Origin of the sequence: Streptomyces sp. NPDC056503 (genome assembly GCF_042794995.1) — a bacterium.
Taxonomy (GTDB): domain Bacteria; phylum Actinomycetota; class Actinomycetes; order Streptomycetales; family Streptomycetaceae; genus Streptomyces.
This window is the reverse complement of record NZ_JBHTST010000055.1, coordinates 19,433-37,397: the sequence shown is the minus strand read 5'-3', so window position 1 is coordinate 37,397 and position 17,965 is coordinate 19,433. Positions and strand designations below refer to the sequence as shown.

The following is a 17,965-nucleotide window of genomic DNA, read 5'->3' as shown; positions in this document are numbered from 1 at the left end:
AACGCGAACGGCGTCCGGGGCACCGGCCGTTCAGCGGTCGCCCGGCCGCGCCCGACGGCGAGGGAGCACCCGGCCGTCCAGGCGGAGGACGGCGGTGAGGGAGCCCCCGGCCGGCCGGGCGGAGGACGGCGGTGAGGGAGCCCCCGGCCGGCCGGGCGGAGGACGGCGGTACGGCCCTGGGGCCGACGGCGCCGCGCGGGTTCAGGCGAGGCGCTTCTCGATCCAGTCCGCCGCGGTGCGGCGGAACAGGCGGCGGCTGTCGGCGCGGCGGAAGTCGTGGCCCTCGCCGTGGAGGAGGAGCAGCTCCGCCTCGTGGCCGCGCTCCCGTGCGGCGCGCACGATCTGCTCGGACTCGCGCGGCGGGACGTTGGTGTCGTGGGCCCCGTGGACGGCGAGGAGGGGAACGCTCAGGGCGTCGACGCGGCTCATCGGCGAGAGGGCGCGCAGCAGCGCCCGGTCGCGTTCGGGGTGGCCGTACTTGTGGGCCGCCGACTCGGCCAGCCAGGGTTCCGTCGTGGCGAAGAAGGTCGTGAGGTCGGACATGCCGCAGACGGTGACGCCGGTGCGGAAGAGTCCGGGGTGCCAGACGAGCGAGGCGAGCGTCAGGTAGCCGCCGTACGAGTGGCCCATGACGGCCAGGCGTCTGATGTCGGCCAGGCCGGCCTCGACGGCGTGGGCGACGCAGTCGGCGACGTCGTCGATGGCGGCGAAGCGCCCCTCGCCGAGGTCCGCGTCGCGGAAGGTGCGGCCCCAGCCGGAGGAGCCGCGGACGTCGGGGGCGAAGACGTCCAGGCCGCGAGCGGTCAGCTCGTGGTACAGCGGGTCGAAGACCGGGCGTTCCTGGTCCTCGGGGCCGCCGTGCAGGTGGACCACGCAGGGCGCGGGTTCACCGGGCGCGCGGCCGGGGGCGCGGTGGTACCAGCCGCCCAGACGCAGCCCGTCGCGGGCCTTCGGCCGCATCGGGACCGGGCGTACCGGCGCGGGGCCGGGCGGGACCGTGTCGGCGTCCCGCGCGGTCCACGGGGTGCGGAGCGCGGTCGTCGCGTCGGCCAGGTGCCAGATCCCGGGGCGGCGCTGCGATCCGGCCAGGGAGGCCACGAGGCCGTGCGGGCCGGCGGCGGCGACGCGGGTGACGACCTCGTGGTCGAGCTCCACCGTCCGGGGCGGGACCGGCACCGCCTCCGGCCCGGGCAGGGCGAGGGTCTCCATCTCGCTGGTCCCGGCGGCGTTCCAGACGAGGGCGGCGCGGCGCCCGTCCGCGACGAGCGCGAACAGTTCCAGGTCGTGGGCGGCCCTCCGGGCGATCTCGCGGAGACCGGTGCGTCGCCCGTCCTCGTCCAGGTCGACGGCGAGCAGGGCCGCGAACTCGGCGCCGTGGTCGCTGCGCAGCCACAGGGTGCGGGCGTCGGCCGAGAAGCGGCCGATCCACGGGTCGCCGTCGGCGACCGGGAGGGTGCAGGCGGTGGCCTGGTCGGCGACGCGGACCACGACCGCCTCGCGTCCGCCGCGCGGCCCGCGCCGCAGCAGCGCGAGCCCGCCGTCGCGGCTGACGTCGCAGACGCGCAGGGTGGCGGCCTCGGACTCGTCGGCGAGGAGGACGGGCGGGAGGATCCCGTCCGGGTCGATCAGGTAGGCGGTGAGGCGGTCGCGTACGAGGCCCGGGCCGTCGCCCGTGAGCGGACGGCCGTCCGCGCCGAGGAGGGTGGCGGGCCCGTCGCGGTCCGCGCCGCCCGGCGGCTCCTCCGGGCGCCTCACCGGGTTCCCCGCCTCGTCGACGGGCTCGGCGACGGTGACGGCCAGCGCCGAACCGTCGCCGACCCAGCATCCCAGGTAGGCGGAGGTGCCGGGCTCCGCCCCGGCGAGGACCCTGCGGCCCGTGCCGTCGGGGCGGACGCACAGGACGCGGGTGTGTCCGCTGCCTCCGGGGGCGACGGTGTACGCGATCCACCGGCCGTCCGGCGACCAGGCGACCTCCGTGACGGGGTCGGGCGTGGTGTCGAGCGGCCGCGCCCGGTCGTCGTCCGCCGGTCCGACCCACAGCTGCGGCGAGCCGCCCCGGTCGCAGACGAACGCGACGCGTTCGCCCCCCGGGTCGGCGGAGGGGTACCAGCAGGCGTGGGCCGGTTGGAGCGGCGGGGTGTCGTGGTGCCCGGCCCCGACGGGCAGGGGCCGCGCCGCGGGCGCGCCCGGCCGGCGTTCTCCGATCAGTCGATTCCGTGCGTCTGCAGCCATATCTCCAGCAACGCTACCTGCCACAGGGCGTTCTGCCCGCGGTGGGCGCGGTGGTCGTCGGGCGCCTCCAGGAGGGAGGCGACGTACTCCTCGCGGAACAGTCCGCGGGAGCGGGCGGCGGGCGCGGCCAGGGCGTCACGGACGCGCTCCCTCACGGGCGGGGCGAGGTGGTGGATGGCGGGCACGGGGAAGTACCCCTTGGGCCGGTCGACCACGTCGCGGGGCAGGACCGTCCGTCCGATGTCCTTGAGGATGCCCTTGCCGCCCTGGGAGAGCTTCAGCTCGGGCGGGCAGGCGGCCGCGAGCTCGACGAGTTCGTGGTCGAGGAAGGGCACCCGGGCCTCCAGGCCCCAGGCCATGGTCATGTTGTCGACCCGCTTCACGGGGTCGTCGACGAGCATCACGTGGGTCTCGGTGCGCAGTCCCGCGTCGATCGCCGTCTCGGCGCCCGGTTCGGCCATGTGGGCCTCGACGTACTCCCGGGACACGTCGCGGAGCGGCAGCATGTGCGGTTGCAGGATCTTCTCCAGGTCCGCGTGGGTGCGGTCGAAGTACACCTCGGCGTACCGGGCGGGCTCGTCGGCGCGCGGGACCTGCGCGAGCCGCTGGTGCCAGTGGTAGCCGGCGAAGACCTCGTCGGCGCCCTGGCCGCTCTGGACGACGCTGACCTCCTTGGCGACCAGCTCCGAGAGGAGGTGGAAGGCGACGACGTCGTGGCTCGTCATGGGTTCGCTCATGGCGGCGACCGCCGCGTCCAGCGCGGTGGAGACCCGGTCGGACGGCACCATCAGCTGGTGGTGGTCGGTCTCGAAGCGCCGGGCGACGAGGTCGGAGTAGAAGAACTCGTCACCCTCCTCGTCCGCCTCCGTCTCGAAGCCGACGCTGAAGGTCGCGAGGTCCGCCTGTCCTTCCTCGGCCAGCAGGGCCACGATCAGGCTGGAGTCCAGGCCGCCGGAGAGGAGCACCCCGACGGGCACGTCGGCCACCATCCGGCGCCGCACCGCGGTGCGGAGCGCGTCGAGCACGGCGTCCCGCCACTCCGGGGCGCCCATGCCGGAGAACTCGGCGCGGCGCGAGTAGGAGGGCTGCCAGTAGGTGCGGTCGGCGTGGGTTCCGTCCGGTTCCACGACGCGGACGGTGGCCGGGGGGAGCTTGCGCACCCCGGCGAGGATCGTGCGCGGCGCGGGGACCGTGGACTGCCAGCTCATGTAGTGGTGGGCCGCGACCGGGTCGAGGGCCGTGTCGACGCCGCCGCCCGCGAGCAGGGCCGGCAGCGTGGAGGCGAACCGGAGTCGGCCGGGGGTCTCGGCGAGGTAGAGGGGTTTGATGCCGAGCCGGTCGCGGACCAGGACGAGTCGGCCGGTACGGTGCTCCGCCAGCGCGACGGCGAACATGCCGATGAGGCGCGTGACGAAGTCGGTGCCCCACTGGCGGTACGCCTTGAGCACGACCTCGGTGTCCGAGGTGGTGGTGAAGGTGTGCCCGAGTCCCCGGAGCTCTTCCCTGAGGTCCTGGTAGTTGTAGATGCAGCCGTTGAAGGCGCAGGTCAGACCGGCCTCGGTGTCGGTCATGGGCTGGCTGCCGCGGTCGCTCAGGTCGATGATCTTGAGCCGCCGGTGGCCCAGGACGACGGCGCCTTCGGACCACAGGCCGCGTCCGTCGGGTCCCCTGGCCGCCAGCCGGTCGGCCATGCGTTCCACCGCCTCCAGGTCGGGGCGGCTTCCGTCGAACCGCATCTCACCGGTCAGACCGCACACGGGACGCCACCTCCCGGGACGGTGGACTGCCCCGTACGGCTCCTGCGGGAGGCCGCTTCGGCGGCGTGGACGGGCAGACGGGAACGTTTTCGCATGTGCGTCCTCCTCGGTCGGACGGTCGGACGGTCGGATGTCGCATCGGTCGGGGCCGGTGCCGGGGTCGAGGTCGAGGTCGGTGCCGGTGCCGGGGTCGGGGTCGGTGCCGGGGTCGGTGCCGGGGTCGGGGTCGGGGTCGGGGTCGGGGTGGCCGGGTGACGGGCCGGCCGGGCTTCTTCCGGGGGGACGGGCGCGGGCGGGCCGGCGCCCGTCGGGCGGGTTCCCCGGTCCTTCGCGCGCGTCGGACCGGTTCACGGCGCTCCCGCCGCCGCTTGCCCCTCGTGGCGGGGGGCGCGGGGGCCGGGCGGCGGGCCGGGCCCTCCCGCGCGTGTCCGCGAGGAGCCGGTCCACTCCCGCGAGCGGGTCCGCCCCGGAGGCCGCGGACCGGAGCCGTTCCGCGGCGGCCGCGCGGTCCGGGCGGTCCGGGCGGTCCGGCCGCGCGCGGGTGGTGGTCAGGTCGGCGAGGAGTCCGTCGGGGGGCGCGTGCGCCCCGCTGTCGGATGCGACCACGGACCGGAGCGGCTCCCCGGTGAAGGTCTCGCCGTGGCGTTCCACGGCGCGCGGGACCGGCTGCCCGCTCTCGACGTCGATCACGTGGGACCCTTCTTCGACCCCGATGCGGACGGTCACCGTGACTCCCTGCGATCGGACGGTCTTCTCGGGTAGCGGGCCTCGCCTCCGCGGCGACGGCACCTCGTGCCCCACCGACTGCCCCGCCTCGCGCTCGCCATACCTCCAACCTCGCCCACCGGCAGGAGCACCGCACCCGCGGCGGCCCCGCGCCGTGACCGTTGCGCGTGTTCTCCTCCGGGGTCCGGGGAAGGGCCGGGGACCACTCGGAGGCACCCGCGCCCGACGTGCCGACGCACCACCACGCCGGCCGCGCCGCCGACCACGCCGCATCGGCGCGGCTCGCCCGCGCGGGCGACACGGGCAGCGCCGACTTCACCGTGTGCGCCGCGGTCCGCGGCCCGGTCACGGCCTCCCCCGCGGTCCTCGGCGCGGAACGGAACCCGCGCGGCGACGCCGTGTCCGGGGCCGCGGCGGCCCCGGACACGTCAGGCTCCTCGCCCTGCCGGCAGAGCGAGGAGGTCGCCGCCCGGCTGCGGGCCGGGCCGACCGGCTCGCGGCGTTTCCGGAGGAGCTCCCGGCCGCCCTCGGGTGACGCCCCTCAGGGGGCCCGGGCCCAGGAGGTCCGCGGAACCTCCTCGTCCTCCGCCACCGCGGCACGGCCGGGGGCGATCACCGCGTGGCGCGGGGGCGGACCGTCCGGCGGCGGCCCGTGGTGCGGGACGCCCCCTTCTCCGTGCGAGGGGGCGTAGGCGATCCGGGCGGTCCACGTACGGGCGGCCAGGGGTCTCACCGTGGCGGGGGCCGGTGCCGGGGGGCGGCCAGGGAGGTGGCCCGTCCGGTACGGCCTCCGGGCGGCTCGTCCTGTCCGACATCGTCACTCCGCTGCTGTCCCGGGGACGCGGCCCAGGACGGACCGGGCGGCGGTACGAGCCCGAGGTGGGCCCATGCGGCGGGCGTCGCGACCCGCCCCCGGGGCGTCCGGGCCAGCAGCCCCTCCCGCACCAGGAACGGCTCGGCGACCTCCGCCACCGTCTCCCGCTCCTCCCCCACGGCGACCGCGAGGGTGGACAGGCCCACCGGTCCGCCGCCGAACAGTTTCAGCAGGGCGTGCAGCACGGCCCGGTCCAAGCGGTCCAGGCCGCGGCCGTCGACCTCGTAGACCCCCAGGGCCGCGGACGCGATCCGGCGGGTGACCACGCCGTCCGCGGTGACCTGGGCGTAGTCCCGCACCCGGCGCAGCAGGCGGTTGGCGATGCGGGGCGTGCCGCGGGAGCGGCCGGCGATCTCGGCGGCGCCGTCGGTGTCGATCTCCACCTCCATCAGCCGGGCGGAGCGGTGGACGACGCGCTCCAGTTCGGCCGGGTCGTAGAACTCCATGTGGGCGGTGAAGCCGAAGCGGTCGCGCAGCGGCGGGAGCAGCAGGCCGGCCCGGACGGTGGCGCCGACCAGGGTGAACGGCGGCAGGTCGAGGGACATGGCGGTCGCGTCGAGGCCGGTGCCGACGACGATGTCGACGCGGAAGTCCTCCATCGCCAGGTAGAGCATCTCCTCGGCGGGCCGGGACATCCGGTGGATCTCGTCGAGGAAGAGGATCTCGCCCCCGGCGAGCGAGGCCAGGACCGCCGCCAGGTCCCCGGGGTGCTGGATGGCGGGGCCGGAGGTGATGCGCAGCGGGGCTTCCATCTCCTCGGCGATGATCATCGCCAGGGTGGTCTTGCCGAGTCCCGGGGCACCGGAGAGCAGCACGTGGTCGGCGGTGGCGCCGCGCTGCCGCGCGGCCCTGAGGACGAGGTCGAGCTGTTCGCGGACCCGCTCCTGGCCGATGAACCCGTCCAGGTCCTTGGGGCGCAACGCCGCCTCGGTGGCCCGGTCCTCGCCGTCGGCGGGGGGTGCGACCGGCGGGTGGACCGGCTCCGCCGCGGTGGGCCGGCCGACGGCGGTCCCGCCCGGGGCCGACGGCTCGTCCCGGGGCGTGGTGGCGCCGGGGAACAGGGGGCCGCCCCGGTTCCCCGGCGTTCGCCGCGCGCCGGGACGAGGGAGCGGCGGGCTGGTCTTCACGGCCCGGCCGGGGTGCCGTCGAGGAGGACGCGGGGGGCCGGACCGGTTAGGGCCGCCGAGGTCGGCCCGGTGGCGCGCCGACCGGCCTCGGCCGAGTCGAACGGCACGGTGCCGGGTGCGGCCACCCGGTTCGCCGTATCGGCCCGGGGTTCCGCCGCCGGGGTCTCCGGCTTCGCCCCGATGCCCAGTTCGTCCCTGATCTTCTTCTCGATCCGGTCGGCGAGGTCGGGACGGCCCCCGAGGAAGGCGCGGGCGTTCTCCTTGCCCTGGCCGAGCCGGTCGCCCTCGTACGTGTACCAGGTGCCGGCCTTGCGGACGAGGCCGTGCTGGACGCCCAGGTCGATCAGCTCGCCCTCGCGGCTGATGCCCCGGCCGTAGAGGATGTCGAACTCGGCCTGCCTGAACGGCGGGGCGACCTTGTTCTTGGCGACCTTGACGCGGGTGCGGTTGCCCACCGGCCCGGTGCCGTCCTTGAGGGTCTCGATCCGGCGGATGTCCAGGCGGACCGAGGCGTAGAACTTCAGGGCGCGGCCACCGGTCGTGGTCTCCGGCGAACCGAAGATCACGCCGATCTTCTCGCGCAGCTGGTTGATGAAGACCAACGTGGTTCCGGAGTGACCCAGCGCGCCGGCGGTCTTCCGGAGCGCCTGGCTCATCAGCCGGGCCTGCAGGCCGACGTGCGGGTCGCCCATCTCGCCCTCGATCTCCGCACGCGGCACCAGCGCGGCGACGGAGTCGACGACGACGAGGCCCAGGGCGCCGGAGTGGATGAGGATGTCGGCGATCTGCAGGGCCTGTTCGCCGTTGTCCGGCTGGCAGACCAGCAGGGCGTCGGTGTCGACGCCGAGCCGCCTGGCGTACTCGAGGTCGAGGCCGTACTCGGCGTCGATGAACGCCGCGATCCCGCCCGCCTTCTGCGCGTGGGCCATGGCGTGCAGGGCCAGGGTCGTCTTGCCGGAGGACTCCGGGCCGTAGATCTCCACCACGCGGCCGCGCGGCAGGCCGCCGACGCCGAGGGCGAGGTCCAGGGCGATCGAGCCGGTGGGGATGACCTCGATGGGAACCCCCGGGTCCTCGCCCAGGCGCATCACCGAGCCCGTGCCGAACCGTTTTTCGATCTGGGCGAGGGCGAGTTCGAGCGCTTCCTCGCGGTTCCGTTCCTTCATGGGGTCCGCCTCGGATGGGTGCGGTGTGTGGTCGCGGCCGGCGCACGGGCGCGCCGGCCCGTCAGAAGGGCTCCGTCTCCTCGCGGGGGGCGTGTCGTCCGCTCTCGGCGGGGACCGGCCGCTCGCTGCCGTCGGGCCGGACGAACAGGTCCTCGGCGGGAGGACGGGGACCGCCGCGGGAACCGGCGGGGACGCCGGTGTGCGGGGGTTTGACGATCGTCGCGGCGGCGAACCGCAGCGACGGGCCGATCTCGTCGGCCTCCAGCTCGACGACGGTCCGCCTCTCGCCCTCCCGGGTCTCGTACGTCCGCTGGCGCAGCCGCCCCTGGACGATGACGCGGGTGCCGCGGGTCAGGGACTCGGCGACGTGCTCCGCCTCCTGCCGCCAGACCGAGCAGCGCAGGAACAGCGTCTCGGCGTCCCGCCATTCGTTGCTCTGACGGTCGAAGGTGCGGGGCGTGGACGCGACGGTGAAGTGCGCGACCGCGTCGCCGGACGAGGTGAGGCGCAGCTCGGGGTCGTCGGTCAGGTTGCCGACGACGGTGACGACGGTTTCACCGGCCATGGCGGCTTTCCTCTCGTGCGACGGGTGGATTCCCCACCCGTGCCGGTTCGGGTTCGGGCTCGGGTTCGGGTTCGGGTTCGACGGGCGGCCTCGTACCGGTGGCGAGGGGCGGCAGGGCGCCGGTGCGGCGGCCTTCCCCGGGTCGGGGTGATCATCGGGTCCACCTCGCTTCCTCCTCCTGCCCCGGCCCGGGCGCGGCGAGCCCGGCCGCGAGGAGCCGTGCCTGGTGGGCAGGGGCCCTCCTCAGCGGGGTTCCGAGCCGGGGCACGGTGCAGGGACGGCCGGCGGCAGCCCCGCACCAGGGACAGGGCACGCGGAGGGAGCGGGCGCGCGGGTCGCACTTCGAGCCGGCGAGGTGGGAGGGCGGGCCGCCCGGGGCGGCGGGTGCGCGGCGGACCCGCCGCCCCGAGGCGATCGCGGTCACCAGTTCGAGGAGCTCCGCACGGTAACGGCGCGGGTCGTCAGGGTCGCTGTCCGGGAGTGGCAGCGGGTCGCGGGCGAGCCGCTCCTCCCGGATCGCGCGCACCTCGGCGCGGATGTCGGCGGCGGCGATGCGGGACCGCTGCCTGCCCAGCCGGGTCACGGCCGCCCGCACGTCGGCGACGTCCAGGTCGGCGAGCAGCAGGTGCCAGGCGTCCGTCGTGGTGTCCTCCAGGTGCATCGACGGGCACATCGCCGCGACCAGGGCGACGAGCTGGGCCGTCTCGGCCGGCAGCATGCGCTCCTCCTCTCCGCGGGGAAGCGTCCCGGCCGACGCCGGTGCGCTGCTTCCCGCCGCGTCCGCCGGCCGCTGGTACACGTACAGGACGGCCCCGCAGGCGCACCGCAGCCGCTTGTCGTCCTCGAACGTCCAGCGGCCGCAATCGAGGTGACCGGCTCGGGAGACCAGGAACCACACCGTGCCGAACGTGTCCCGGTCGGGGTGGGCGACGACAGTGGTCATGGATCCTCACCGACCTTGAGGGGGAGCAGACGGCGCAGGTCGAGCGTGCCGGTGTGCAAGGCGCGGGCGATCCGTTCCCGCCCGCTGGGCAGGGGACGCAGGCTGAACGACCGCGGTTCGGAGGCCGACAGCACACCCAGCCCCGGGATCGCCTCGCCGGTGTACGGGTCGGCGACCGGATCGAGGCAGGCCAGCCGGGCGAGGAACTGCCGCTGCCAGCTGGGGCGCACCCGGACCAGCGTCTCCACCTCGCCGGGGTGGTTGTCGGTCACCCAGGCGGTGAAGGCCTCTTCGTCGGCGACCACGACCGCCGGTCGGGGGTCGACGAGGGTGAGGGTGGCGACCGGTGTGTCGTCCGGCAGGGTCACCCGGACCGACTTCAGGTTCAGCTCGGCGCGGGCCGCCAGCAGCGCCACCAGGACCTCGTGGCGCTCGGTCCGGTACTCGGTGTCGACGGCGTCGCGCAGCACCCGGAGCACGGCGACCCGGGTGGCGTGCTCCTTGAGGCTCATGCGGACGTGTCCTTCCGCTCGGTCCCGTTCTCCCGCCTGGCCCCGGCCCCGGACTCGACGTCCTCGGCGACCCTGTTCCTCGCCGCCGCGGTGCCGTAGCGCACGATCAGCTGGCCGAGCGTGCGGGTCTCCCCGGTGTCGTCCAGGACGGCGGCGCCCAGCAGGTTGTGCCGACGGGCCTCCTCGTACAGGGCGCGCAGCTCCTCGTGGCCGGCGCCCGGCGCGGTTGCCGCCGTGACGCAGTCGGAGACGGAGAGGGCGGGCTTGCCGGTCTCCAGCCAGTCGAGGACGGCCTCGGCGAACTCCGGGCCCGGTCTGTGGAGCACCGTCCCGGACAGCGGCTTCGCCCGGGACTTGGAGATCACCAGGGTGTTCTCGTGGTCGAGATCGCCGACGATGTCGAACTCGTACTCGATGCCCTCCCGTTGCTCGGGCTTGAGCCCGATCTTGCGCGGCACCTTGCGGCCGCGCTCGTCGGCCTCCACGACGTACTCGGTCTTGGTGCGCATGGTGACGACGAGGTGACCGGGGTAGGCGAGCAGGGCGTCGATCATCGCCCGCTCCTGGGGGCGGGCCTCCTTCCAGCCGGCGAAGCTGCCGCCCGCTCCGAGACGCTTGGCCGCGTTGTCGACCTGCTCCAGCATGCCGCCGGTGCCGGACCAGAAGTGACTCAGGGAATCGACGATCATGACGTCGTAGCCCTCGTGGGCGGCCACCGCGAGCGCGTCGACGAGGGTGGTGGGCTCGAACGTCGTGAGCGGGAGGGTGTCGAAGGCGAACTCGTCGGCGTACTTGGCGGCGCTGCCGTGCTCGGTGTCGATCAGGGCGACCCGCTCGCCGAGCCCGGCGGCGGTGACCAGGGCCGTGTAGGTCTTGCCCGACCCGGTGGGACCGGCGAGCGCGACGCGGGCCTTGGCCTGTTCCTTGGTGGCGGTGGTGAAGGTGAGGTTCACGCCGTTCTCCTGGCATCCGCGACGGCGGTTCCGGGTGGGCCTGGCCGGCAGGGGACGCGGTCCTCGTCCGGCAGACGTGCTCCCGCGCGGCCGCCGCTCGTATCGAATGTGTATTCGAATTACCGTCTGTGTCCACGCTAGGCGCACGAGGAGGAACAATCCACCCTTTTCAGGAAGAAAAACACCAGGAAGGAAGAAATGTCGGCAATAAGGCGTATAATGCCGCCCGCACAGACGCGACGGTCGAACGCCTCCGGCCTGCTCGCGACGGCCGGGGAGAACACCCCGTCGCCCCCAGCACGCCGATCCGGACACGGGTGAGCGTGGCCGCCGCGATCGAGCCCGTCCCCGGTGACCGCTCGAAGACGGACGATCCGCCGGAGACCAGGACCTCCGGCGGTACGCATCGTGATGCGGACGCGGTGGACCTGATCGGGCGTCACGTCGAGGACCGGTGAGGCGCTGGTCTCCGCCCCGGCCCGGACCTTTTCGACATCGAGGCTGCCGCTCGACACGTTCACCACGCACTTCGGCGGGGAGGTCGGGTCCACGGGCCCGTCCCGGAAGACGGTCAGGACGCCGCCGTCGCATTCCGGCCGCCTGGCCACCGGCCCGACGCTCACCCGCGTGCCGCCCGATCCGCCCATGAACCGCCGCCGTCCGCCGACACCGACAGCGGACACGCACCGGCCGTGGACGCGGCGGCCTGTCGGCGCGTCCTCCCGCCGGCGCTCAGGGGATGGCGCGGCCGACTTCCCGCGCGACGACCGCTCCTCTCCGAGCAGGCACGCGCGCCCGGTCAGCCCAGGAAGCTCAGCCGCACCTGCCGCTGGGGGTTGTCCTTGTTGGTGTCGACCAGGCAGACCGACTGCCAGGTGCCCAGGCTGAGGCCGCCGGCGACGACGGGAAGGGTGGCGTGGGGCGGGAGGAAGGCGGGGAGCACGTGGTCGCGGCCGTGGCCCGCGGTGCCGTGGCGGTGCTGCCAGCGGTCGTCGGCGGGCAGGAGGTGGTGGAGGGTGGCCAGGAGGTCGCTGTCGCTGCCGGCGCCGGTCTCCAGGACGGCGAGGCCGGCGGTGGCGTGGGGGACGAAGAGGTTGAGGAGGCCGTCACGGCCGGCGGCCGTCTCGGTCAGGAAGTCCTCGCAGGCGCGCGTCAGGTCGGTGACCGTCTCGCGGGAGCCGGTGGTGAGACTGAGGACGCGGGTGGTGAAGGAATGTGACATGGGGTCAATCCTGCCGTCCGAGGCGCAGGATCACGCGTCCACGCTCCGAGACGCCGTTGACCGTGTCGGCGGCGGGTCGCTAGGTTCACGCCATGTTGCGTTCAGCCCTGCTCACCACGCGCGGTCACATCGACCTGCTGCGGGTGGCCTCCGCCGCCTGTTCCAGCGGCTGCTGACGTCCTCTTCCTTCCGGCCACCCTCCCGGCCGGACGCTTCTCCCCGACGCTCTGACCTCTCGCCGTACGCGTGTGTCTTCCGCGTGCGGTGACGTCGACGCGTACCCCTCTTCCTCCCCCTCACCGGAGCCCCGTCATGGCCGTCGGTCACGCGCCCCCACCCCCTTCACCTCTCCTGCCCGATATATCCGTTATTCCGGATCTTGAATCGCTCACTCCGTCGCGTCCCCCCGGCCGTCGGCGCGGGGTGCCGCGATGGCTGCGCCGGACCGTCGGCCCTCTGCTGCTCCTGCTGGCCTGGCAGGTGGCCAGCGCCACGGGGGCGCTCGCGCCGGACGTGCTCGCCTCGCCGGGGACGATCGCGCGGTCCGCCGCCGGTCTGGTCGCGGACGGAACGCTGCCGACCGCCATGGGGGTGTCCCTGCGGCGGGTGGCGGCGGGGCTGCTGATCGGCGGGGCCGTCGGAACGGGGCTCGCCCTGGTGTCGGGGCTCTCCCGGCTCGGCGAGGATCTCGTCGACGCCACGGTGCAGATGCTGCGGACCGTTCCCTGGGTCGGACTGATTCCGCTGCTGATCATCTGGCTGGGCATCGGGGAGGCGCCGAAGGTCGCGCTGATCGCCCTCGGAACCGCCTTCCACCTGTACCTGAACGTGTACGCCGGGATCCGTGGCGTCGACGCCCAACTCGTGGAGGCCGGACAGTCGTTGGGGCTCGGCCGGTGGGGGCTCGTACGGCACGTGGTGCTGCCGGGCGCGCTCCCGGGGGCGATGACGGGACTGCGGTACGCGCTCGCCACCGCGTGGCTGGCCCTCGTCTTCGGGGAGTCCATCAACGCCGACGCCGGGATCGGCTTCCTGATGAACCAGGCCCGCGAGTTCTTCCGCACCGACGTGATCGTCGTCTGCCTCGTCGTCTACGCCTTCCTCGGCCTGCTCGCCGATGCCGTCGTCCGCACTCTCGAAAGGCTGCTGCTGCAATGGCGACCGACCTTCACCGGACAGTGACCGTCCAGGGCCTGACCCGCTCCTTCGACGGCCGGCCGGTCGTCGACGGACTCGATCTCACGCTGGAACCAGGGCAGTTCACCGCGCTGCTCGGCCACAGCGGATGCGGGAAGTCCACCCTGCTGAGGGTGCTCGCCGGACTCGACCGGCAGATCTCCGGCACCGTGCTCGTGCCGCGCCGCCGCGCGGTCGCCTTCCAGGCCCCCCGGCTGATGCCGTGGAAGCGGGTCTGGCGCAACGTGCTCCTGGGACTGCCCGGCCGGCCGGACCGGGCCGTCGCCGACCGCGCCCTGGACGAGGTCGGGCTCGGCCATCGCGCCGGCGCATGGCCGAAGACCCTCTCCGGCGGTGAGGCCCAACGGGCTTCCCTCGCACGGGCGTTGGTGCGCGACCCCGACCTTCTGCTGCTCGACGAGCCGTTCGGCGCGCTCGACGCGCTGACCCGGATCAAGGCCCAGCGACTGGTCGGCGAGCTGTGGCGGCGGCGGCGCTGCACCGTCCTCCTCGTCACCCACGACGTGGACGAGGCGCTGCTCCTCGCCGACCGGGCGCTGGTGATGCGCGACGGGGCCATCGCCTACGACACGCCGATCGCCCTCGACCGGCCCCGCTCACCCGCCGACCCCGCCTTCGCCGCCCTCCGCGGCCGCCTCCTCGCCGAACTCGGCGTCGGGGAGGGCGAGTCCGACCCAGAGAACGCGCCCGCGTCCGCCCCGTCCGTGGGGCAGGACCCCGCTTCCACTCCGTCCGTGGAGCAGGCCCCCGCTTCCACTCCGTCCGTGGAGCAGGCCCCCGCGTCCGCCCCGTCCGTGGAGAAGAGCCCCGCCTCCTCGCCCGTCCTCACCTCCGCCACCCGTCCCTAGGAGCCCCACCGTGAAGTCCTTCCGACTCCCCCTCGCCGCCGCGCTGCTGCCGCTCGCGCTGCTCGCCGCGACCGCCTGCGCACCCGCCTCCGGCGCCGACGCCGGTGGGAACACCGACGGAAAGGGCGACCTCGTCCTGAACGTCGGCGACCAGAAGGGCGGCGCCGAGGCCGTGCTGCGCGCCGCCGGCGAACTCGACGACCTGCCGTACCGGGTGAAATGGTCCACGTTCAGCTCCGGACCACCCCTCCTCGAAGCCATCAACGCGGGGGCCGTCGACATCGGCGGCGTCGGCAACACCCCGCCGGTCTTCGCCGCCGGCGCGGGGTCGAAGATCACCGTCGTCGCCGCGACCCACGGCGACTCGGCCGGCGAGACCATCCTCGTGCCGAAGGACTCGACGCTCCGCTCCCCGCGCGATCTCAAGGGGAAGAAGATCGCGGTGGCCCAGGGGAGTTCGGCGCACTACCAGCTGATCGGCTCCCTGGAGAAGGCCGGGCTGAAGCCGAAGGACGTCCGGGTCACCCTGTTGCAGCCGGCCGACGCGCTCGCCGCGTTCAACAGCGGGAAGGTGGACGCCTGGGCGGTGTGGGACCCGTACACCTCCCAGGTGCTGCAGACCGGTTCCGGGCGGGTCCTCACCGACGGGCGCGGGGTCGTCAACGGCCTCGGCTTCCAGGTGGCCGCGCCCGCCGCGCTCGCGGACCCCGCGAAGGAGAAGGCCGTCGGCGACTACGTCGAGCGGCTGCGGCGCGCCCAGGACTGGGTGTTCGACCACCCGGAGGAGTGGGCGAAGGTCTGGTCGAAGGAGACGGGACTGCCGTACGAGGTGGCACTGGCCGCCGTGAAGCGCAGCGGCGGCACCCGCATCCCCGTCGCCCTCGACGACGCGGCGATCGCCTCCGAGCAGCGGATCGCCGACACCTTCGCCGGGCTGGGGCTGATCCCGCGCCCGTTCCGGTTCGCCGACTTCGTGGACGACCGCTTCGACAAGGACCTGCCGCCGTCGACCACCCCGGCGCGCTCCTACGGAAAGAAGGACGACTGACCATGACGATCCACCTGCACTGGTTCCTGCCGACCGGCGGTGACGGGCGCACCCTCGTCGACCGCCACGCCTACACCGACGGCGGCATCACCCGGAACCGCTCGGGCGCGGTCGCCGGGGTCCGCGCGCCCGACATCGAGTACCTGGCACAGATCGCGAAGGCGGCCGAGCGGCTCGGCTTCGAGGCCGTGCTGACGCCGACCGGCACGTGGTGCGAGGACGCCTGGCTGACGACGGTCGCGCTCGCGCAGCACACCGAACGGCTGAAGTTCCTGGTGGCGTTCCGGCCGGGCGTGCTCTCCCCCGTGCTGGCCGCCCAGATGGCCGCGACCTATCAGCGGATCACCCGCGGCCGGCTGCTGCTCAACGTGGTGACCGGCGGCGACTCCGTCGAGCAGCGCCGGTTCGGCGACCACCTGGACCACGACCAGCGGTACGCGCGCACCGCCGAGTTCCTGTCGATCGTCCGGGGCGTGTGGAGCGGACGCCCGTACGACTTCCAGGGCGAGCACTACGAGGTCGAGGGCGGGCTCACCGCGCTGCCGCCGGATCCGCTGCCGGAGCTGTTCTTCGGCGGCTCGTCCCCGGCGGCCGGTCCGGTCGCCGCGGAGCACGCGGACGTCTACCTCACCTGGGGCGAGCCTCCGTGGCAGGTCAAGGAGAAGATCGACTGGATCCGGCGGCTCGCGGCGGAACGGGGCCGGACCGTCCGCTTCGGCATCCGGCTGCACACCATCTCGCGGGACAGCTCCCGTGAGGCGTGGGCGACGGCCGACCGGCTCCTCTCCGACCTCGACACCGAGACGGTCGCGGCGGCGCAGGCGCTGCTCGGCCGCAGCGAGTCCGTGGGCCAGCAGCGGATGCTCGCCCTGCACGGGGGCGGCGGCCTGAGCCGGGACCGCCTGGAGATCGCGCCGAACCTGTGGGCGGGGGTGGGGCTCGTACGGGGCGGGGCGGGTACGGCGCTGGTCGGCAGCCACGCGGACGTCGCCGACCGCATCGAGGAGTACCACGACCTGGGCGTGGAGCACTTCGTCCTCTCCGGCTACCCACACCTGGAGGAGGCGTACTGGTTCGGCGAGGGCGTGACGCCGCTGCTCGCGGAGCGGGGGCTGCTGACGACGGTGCCGGCGTCGCCGCTCCTGGCGGGCGTGGCGGGGATCGGGGGCGGCGGACGCTAGCCACCGGACGCCGGGGCGGTGCGGGGCCGCACGCGACACCCGTACCCCGCCCCGGCGTCCGGGGTCGGGGACCGGGGGCCGGGGGGCGAGGGACTGGGGGCCGAGGGGCCGAGGGGTCGGGGCCGAGGGGCCGGAGCCGGGGGCGGGGCTCGGCGGGAAGATCCCGGGCTTCGACCCCGTTGGTAGAAACGTGAACGATTCTGTGGTGGACGTCGTGGTGGTCGGTGCCGGTCAGGCGGGACTGTCCGCCGCCTTTCATCTGCGGCGGGCGGGACTCGAACCGGAGCGGGACTTCGTCGTCCTCGACCACGCGCCGCGCGCGGGCGGGGCGTGGCAGTTCCGGTGGCCTTCGCTGACCTACGGCAAGGTCCACGGGATGCACTCGCTGCCGGGGATGGAGCTGGTCGGCGCCGATCCCGCCCGGCCCTCCTCCGAGGTGATCGCCGGGTACTTCGACACGTACGAGCAGCGGTTCGGGCTGCGGGTGCACCGGCCGGTGGACGTGACGGCCGTCCGGGAGGGGTCGGACGGGCTGCTGCGGGTGGAGAGCTCGGAGGGGGTGTACGCGACCCGGGCGCTGATCAACGCCACCGGCACCTGGGACCGCCCCTTCTGGCCGCGCTACCCCGGCCAGGAGACCTTCCTGGGGAGCCAGCTGCACACCTCCCGCTACCCGGGACCGGAGGCCTTCGCCGGGCGGCGGGTGATCGTGGTGGGCGGCGGCGCCTCGGCCACGCAGCACCTGCTGGAGATCGCGGAGTACGCCGCCGCGACCACCTGGGTGACGCGGCGCGAGCCGGTCTTCCGGGAGGGGTCCTTCGGCGAGGCCGAGGGGCGGGCGGCCGTCGCCCTGGTCGAGGAGCGGGTGCGGCAGGGGCTGCCGCCGCGGAGCGTGGTGTCGGTGACCGGGCTGCCGCTCAACGACGCGATACGCGGGGGGCTGGCGAGCGGCGTCCTGGACCGGCGGCCGATGTTCGAGCGGATCACGCCAACCGGCGCCGTATGGGCGGACGGCCGCGCGGTCGAGGCGGACGTGATCCTGTGGGCGACCGGCTTCCGGCCGGCCATCGACCACCTGGCCCCGCTGCGGCTGCGGGGGCCGGGGGGCGGCATCCAGGTGGAGGGGACCCGCGCGGTCCTCGACGAGCGCGTCCACCTGGTCGGTTACGGCCCCTCCGCCTCGACGATCGGCGCCAACCGGGCCGGGCGGGCCGCGGTGACCGAGATCCGACGGCTGCTCGCGCGCCGGCCGGAAGGCTCCCTGGAGGCGGTCACGGTCTGAGCGACCCGTCGCGCGGCCGCCGCCACTCCCCCTCCGGCGCGTACCGCGGCTCCTCGTCCAGGCAGACGGCGCTCCGGGCGAGGAGCACCCGGGTGAGGACGTCGTGGGCGAGGGCGAAGTGCCGCTCGTCCGGGTGGGTGGTCAGCCGGATCTCCACCCAGGCGTCGTCGAAGTCCACCCCGCTCACCCGCGCCACCCTCCTGGCCTGCCAGGAGGTGATGGGAGACCAGATCCAGCGACGCCGCCTGAGTCGTCTGAGCTGCTTCATGCGCTGCCCAACGAGCCGACCGCCCTCTCGATACCATGCGAATCGGTCGATATCGGGGCACCCT

The 17,965-nt window shown here is 74.6% G+C and carries 17 protein-coding genes; 6 read left to right on the top strand and 11 right to left on the bottom strand.

Translation table 11 applies throughout. The annotated features are described in order from the left end of the window. Positions 1-201 precede the first annotated feature (201 nt). From ACFQ8C_RS18500 to ACFQ8C_RS18455, 10 genes are all read right to left on the bottom strand, one after another. Entirely contained in the window at positions 202-2,232 is a 2,031-nt protein-coding gene (locus ACFQ8C_RS18500) for a S9 family peptidase (protein WP_383458396.1), read from the bottom strand. Then, a complete protein-coding gene (locus ACFQ8C_RS18495; protein ID WP_383458393.1) occupies positions 2,205-3,989 on the bottom strand; it encodes an N-acetylglutaminylglutamine amidotransferase in 1,785 nt (594 codons plus the stop codon). The genes ACFQ8C_RS18500 and ACFQ8C_RS18495 overlap by 28 nt, the downstream gene beginning before the upstream one ends. A 1,455-nt stretch (positions 3,990-5,444) precedes the next feature. After that, on the bottom strand, positions 5,445-6,650 hold the full coding sequence (gene ruvB, locus ACFQ8C_RS18490; RefSeq protein ID WP_383458423.1) for a Holliday junction branch migration DNA helicase RuvB: 1,206 nt from the start codon (positions 6,648-6,650) through the stop codon (positions 5,445-5,447). A gap of 62 nt (positions 6,651-6,712) precedes the next feature. After that, a complete protein-coding gene (recA, locus tag ACFQ8C_RS18485; RefSeq protein WP_383458391.1) occupies positions 6,713-7,882 on the bottom strand; it encodes a recombinase RecA in 1,170 nt (389 codons plus the stop codon). A gap of 61 nt (positions 7,883-7,943) precedes the next feature. Beyond that, a complete protein-coding gene (locus tag ACFQ8C_RS18480; protein ID WP_383458388.1) occupies positions 7,944-8,447 on the bottom strand; it encodes a single-stranded DNA-binding protein in 504 nt (167 codons plus the stop codon). A 151-nt stretch (positions 8,448-8,598) separates the two neighbouring features. Further along, positions 8,599-9,390, bottom strand: coding sequence for a hypothetical protein (locus tag ACFQ8C_RS18475; RefSeq protein WP_383458385.1), 792 nt, complete (start codon positions 9,388-9,390; stop codon positions 8,599-8,601). Next, on the bottom strand, positions 9,387-9,902 hold the full coding sequence (locus tag ACFQ8C_RS18470) for a hypothetical protein (protein WP_383458382.1): 516 nt from the start codon (positions 9,900-9,902) through the stop codon (positions 9,387-9,389). The genes ACFQ8C_RS18475 and ACFQ8C_RS18470 overlap by 4 nt, the downstream gene beginning before the upstream one ends. Beyond that, entirely contained in the window at positions 9,899-10,855 is a 957-nt protein-coding gene (locus ACFQ8C_RS18465) for an ATP-binding protein (protein WP_383458381.1), read from the bottom strand. Before ACFQ8C_RS18465 ends, ACFQ8C_RS18470 begins: the two co-directional genes overlap by 4 nt. Positions 10,856-10,992: 137 nt before the next feature. After that, the gene (locus tag ACFQ8C_RS18460) at positions 10,993-11,538 is read right to left on the bottom strand and encodes a hypothetical protein (RefSeq protein WP_383458378.1); all 546 of its coding nucleotides are present in this window, start codon (positions 11,536-11,538) and stop codon (positions 10,993-10,995) included. A gap of 116 nt (positions 11,539-11,654) precedes the next feature. Continuing rightward, positions 11,655-12,077 (bottom strand): YjbQ family protein, encoded by a 423-nt coding sequence (locus ACFQ8C_RS18455; RefSeq protein ID WP_383458376.1) that lies wholly within the window; start codon positions 12,075-12,077, stop codon positions 11,655-11,657. A gap of 92 nt (positions 12,078-12,169) precedes the next feature. On the opposite strand from ACFQ8C_RS18455, the gene ACFQ8C_RS18450 reads away from it, so the two are divergent. The 6 genes from ACFQ8C_RS18450 (at position 12,170) to ACFQ8C_RS18425 (ending at position 17,633) form a co-directional block, all read left to right on the top strand. Continuing rightward, positions 12,170-12,253, top strand: coding sequence for a putative leader peptide (locus ACFQ8C_RS18450; protein WP_383458421.1), 84 nt, complete (start codon positions 12,170-12,172; stop codon positions 12,251-12,253). 136 nt (positions 12,254-12,389) lie between these two features. Then, positions 12,390-13,259, top strand: a complete 870-nt coding sequence (locus ACFQ8C_RS18445) for an ABC transporter permease (RefSeq protein WP_383458373.1) — start codon at positions 12,390-12,392, stop codon at positions 13,257-13,259. Further along, a complete protein-coding gene (locus ACFQ8C_RS18440) occupies positions 13,232-14,122 on the top strand; it encodes an ATP-binding cassette domain-containing protein (protein WP_383458371.1) in 891 nt (296 codons plus the stop codon). Before ACFQ8C_RS18445 ends, ACFQ8C_RS18440 begins: the two co-directional genes overlap by 28 nt. Positions 14,123-14,132: 10 nt before the next feature. After that, positions 14,133-15,170 carry an ABC transporter substrate-binding protein gene (locus ACFQ8C_RS18435; protein ID WP_383458368.1) on the top strand — a complete coding sequence of 346 codons (1,038 nt, stop codon included), beginning with the start codon at positions 14,133-14,135 and terminating at the stop codon, positions 15,168-15,170. 2 nt (positions 15,171-15,172) lie between these two features. Further along, entirely contained in the window at positions 15,173-16,351 is a 1,179-nt protein-coding gene (locus tag ACFQ8C_RS18430; RefSeq protein ID WP_383458365.1) for an LLM class flavin-dependent oxidoreductase, read from the top strand. Positions 16,352-16,541: 190 nt separating this feature from the next. Further along, positions 16,542-17,633 carry an NAD(P)-binding domain-containing protein gene (locus tag ACFQ8C_RS18425; RefSeq protein WP_383458362.1) on the top strand — a complete coding sequence of 364 codons (1,092 nt, stop codon included), beginning with the start codon at positions 16,542-16,544 and terminating at the stop codon, positions 17,631-17,633. Here ACFQ8C_RS18425 and ACFQ8C_RS18420 read toward each other — a convergent pair. Beyond that, a complete protein-coding gene (locus ACFQ8C_RS18420) occupies positions 17,623-17,820 on the bottom strand; it encodes a hypothetical protein (RefSeq protein ID WP_383458359.1) in 198 nt (65 codons plus the stop codon). The two genes, ACFQ8C_RS18425 and ACFQ8C_RS18420, sit on opposite strands and share 11 nt — an antisense overlap. Positions 17,821-17,965 lie beyond the last annotated feature (145 nt).

Bases quoted from the DNA above. Each gene is read 5' to 3' on its own strand.
- ACFQ8C_RS18500 (WP_383458396.1), bottom strand. From the start codon at position 2,232: ATGGCTGCAGACGCACGGAATCGACTGATCGGAGAACGCCGGCCGGGC.
- ACFQ8C_RS18475 (WP_383458385.1), bottom strand. From the start codon at position 9,390: ATGACCACTGTCGTCGCCCACCCCGACCGGGACACGTTCGGCACGGTG.
- ACFQ8C_RS18470 (WP_383458382.1), bottom strand. From the start codon at position 9,902: ATGAGCCTCAAGGAGCACGCCACCCGGGTCGCCGTGCTCCGGGTGCTG.
- ACFQ8C_RS18450 (WP_383458421.1), top strand. From the start codon at position 12,170: ATGTTGCGTTCAGCCCTGCTCACCACGCGCGGTCACATCGACCTGCTG.
- recA (WP_383458391.1), bottom strand. From the start codon at position 7,882: ATGAAGGAACGGAACCGCGAGGAAGCGCTCGAACTCGCCCTCGCCCAG.
- ACFQ8C_RS18445 (WP_383458373.1), top strand. From the start codon at position 12,390: ATGGCCGTCGGTCACGCGCCCCCACCCCCTTCACCTCTCCTGCCCGAT.
- ACFQ8C_RS18480 (WP_383458388.1), bottom strand. From the start codon at position 8,447: ATGGCCGGTGAAACCGTCGTCACCGTCGTCGGCAACCTGACCGACGAC.
- ACFQ8C_RS18430 (WP_383458365.1), top strand. From the start codon at position 15,173: ATGACGATCCACCTGCACTGGTTCCTGCCGACCGGCGGTGACGGGCGC.
- ACFQ8C_RS18440 (WP_383458371.1), top strand. From the start codon at position 13,232: ATGGCGACCGACCTTCACCGGACAGTGACCGTCCAGGGCCTGACCCGC.
- ACFQ8C_RS18455 (WP_383458376.1), bottom strand. From the start codon at position 12,077: ATGTCACATTCCTTCACCACCCGCGTCCTCAGTCTCACCACCGGCTCC.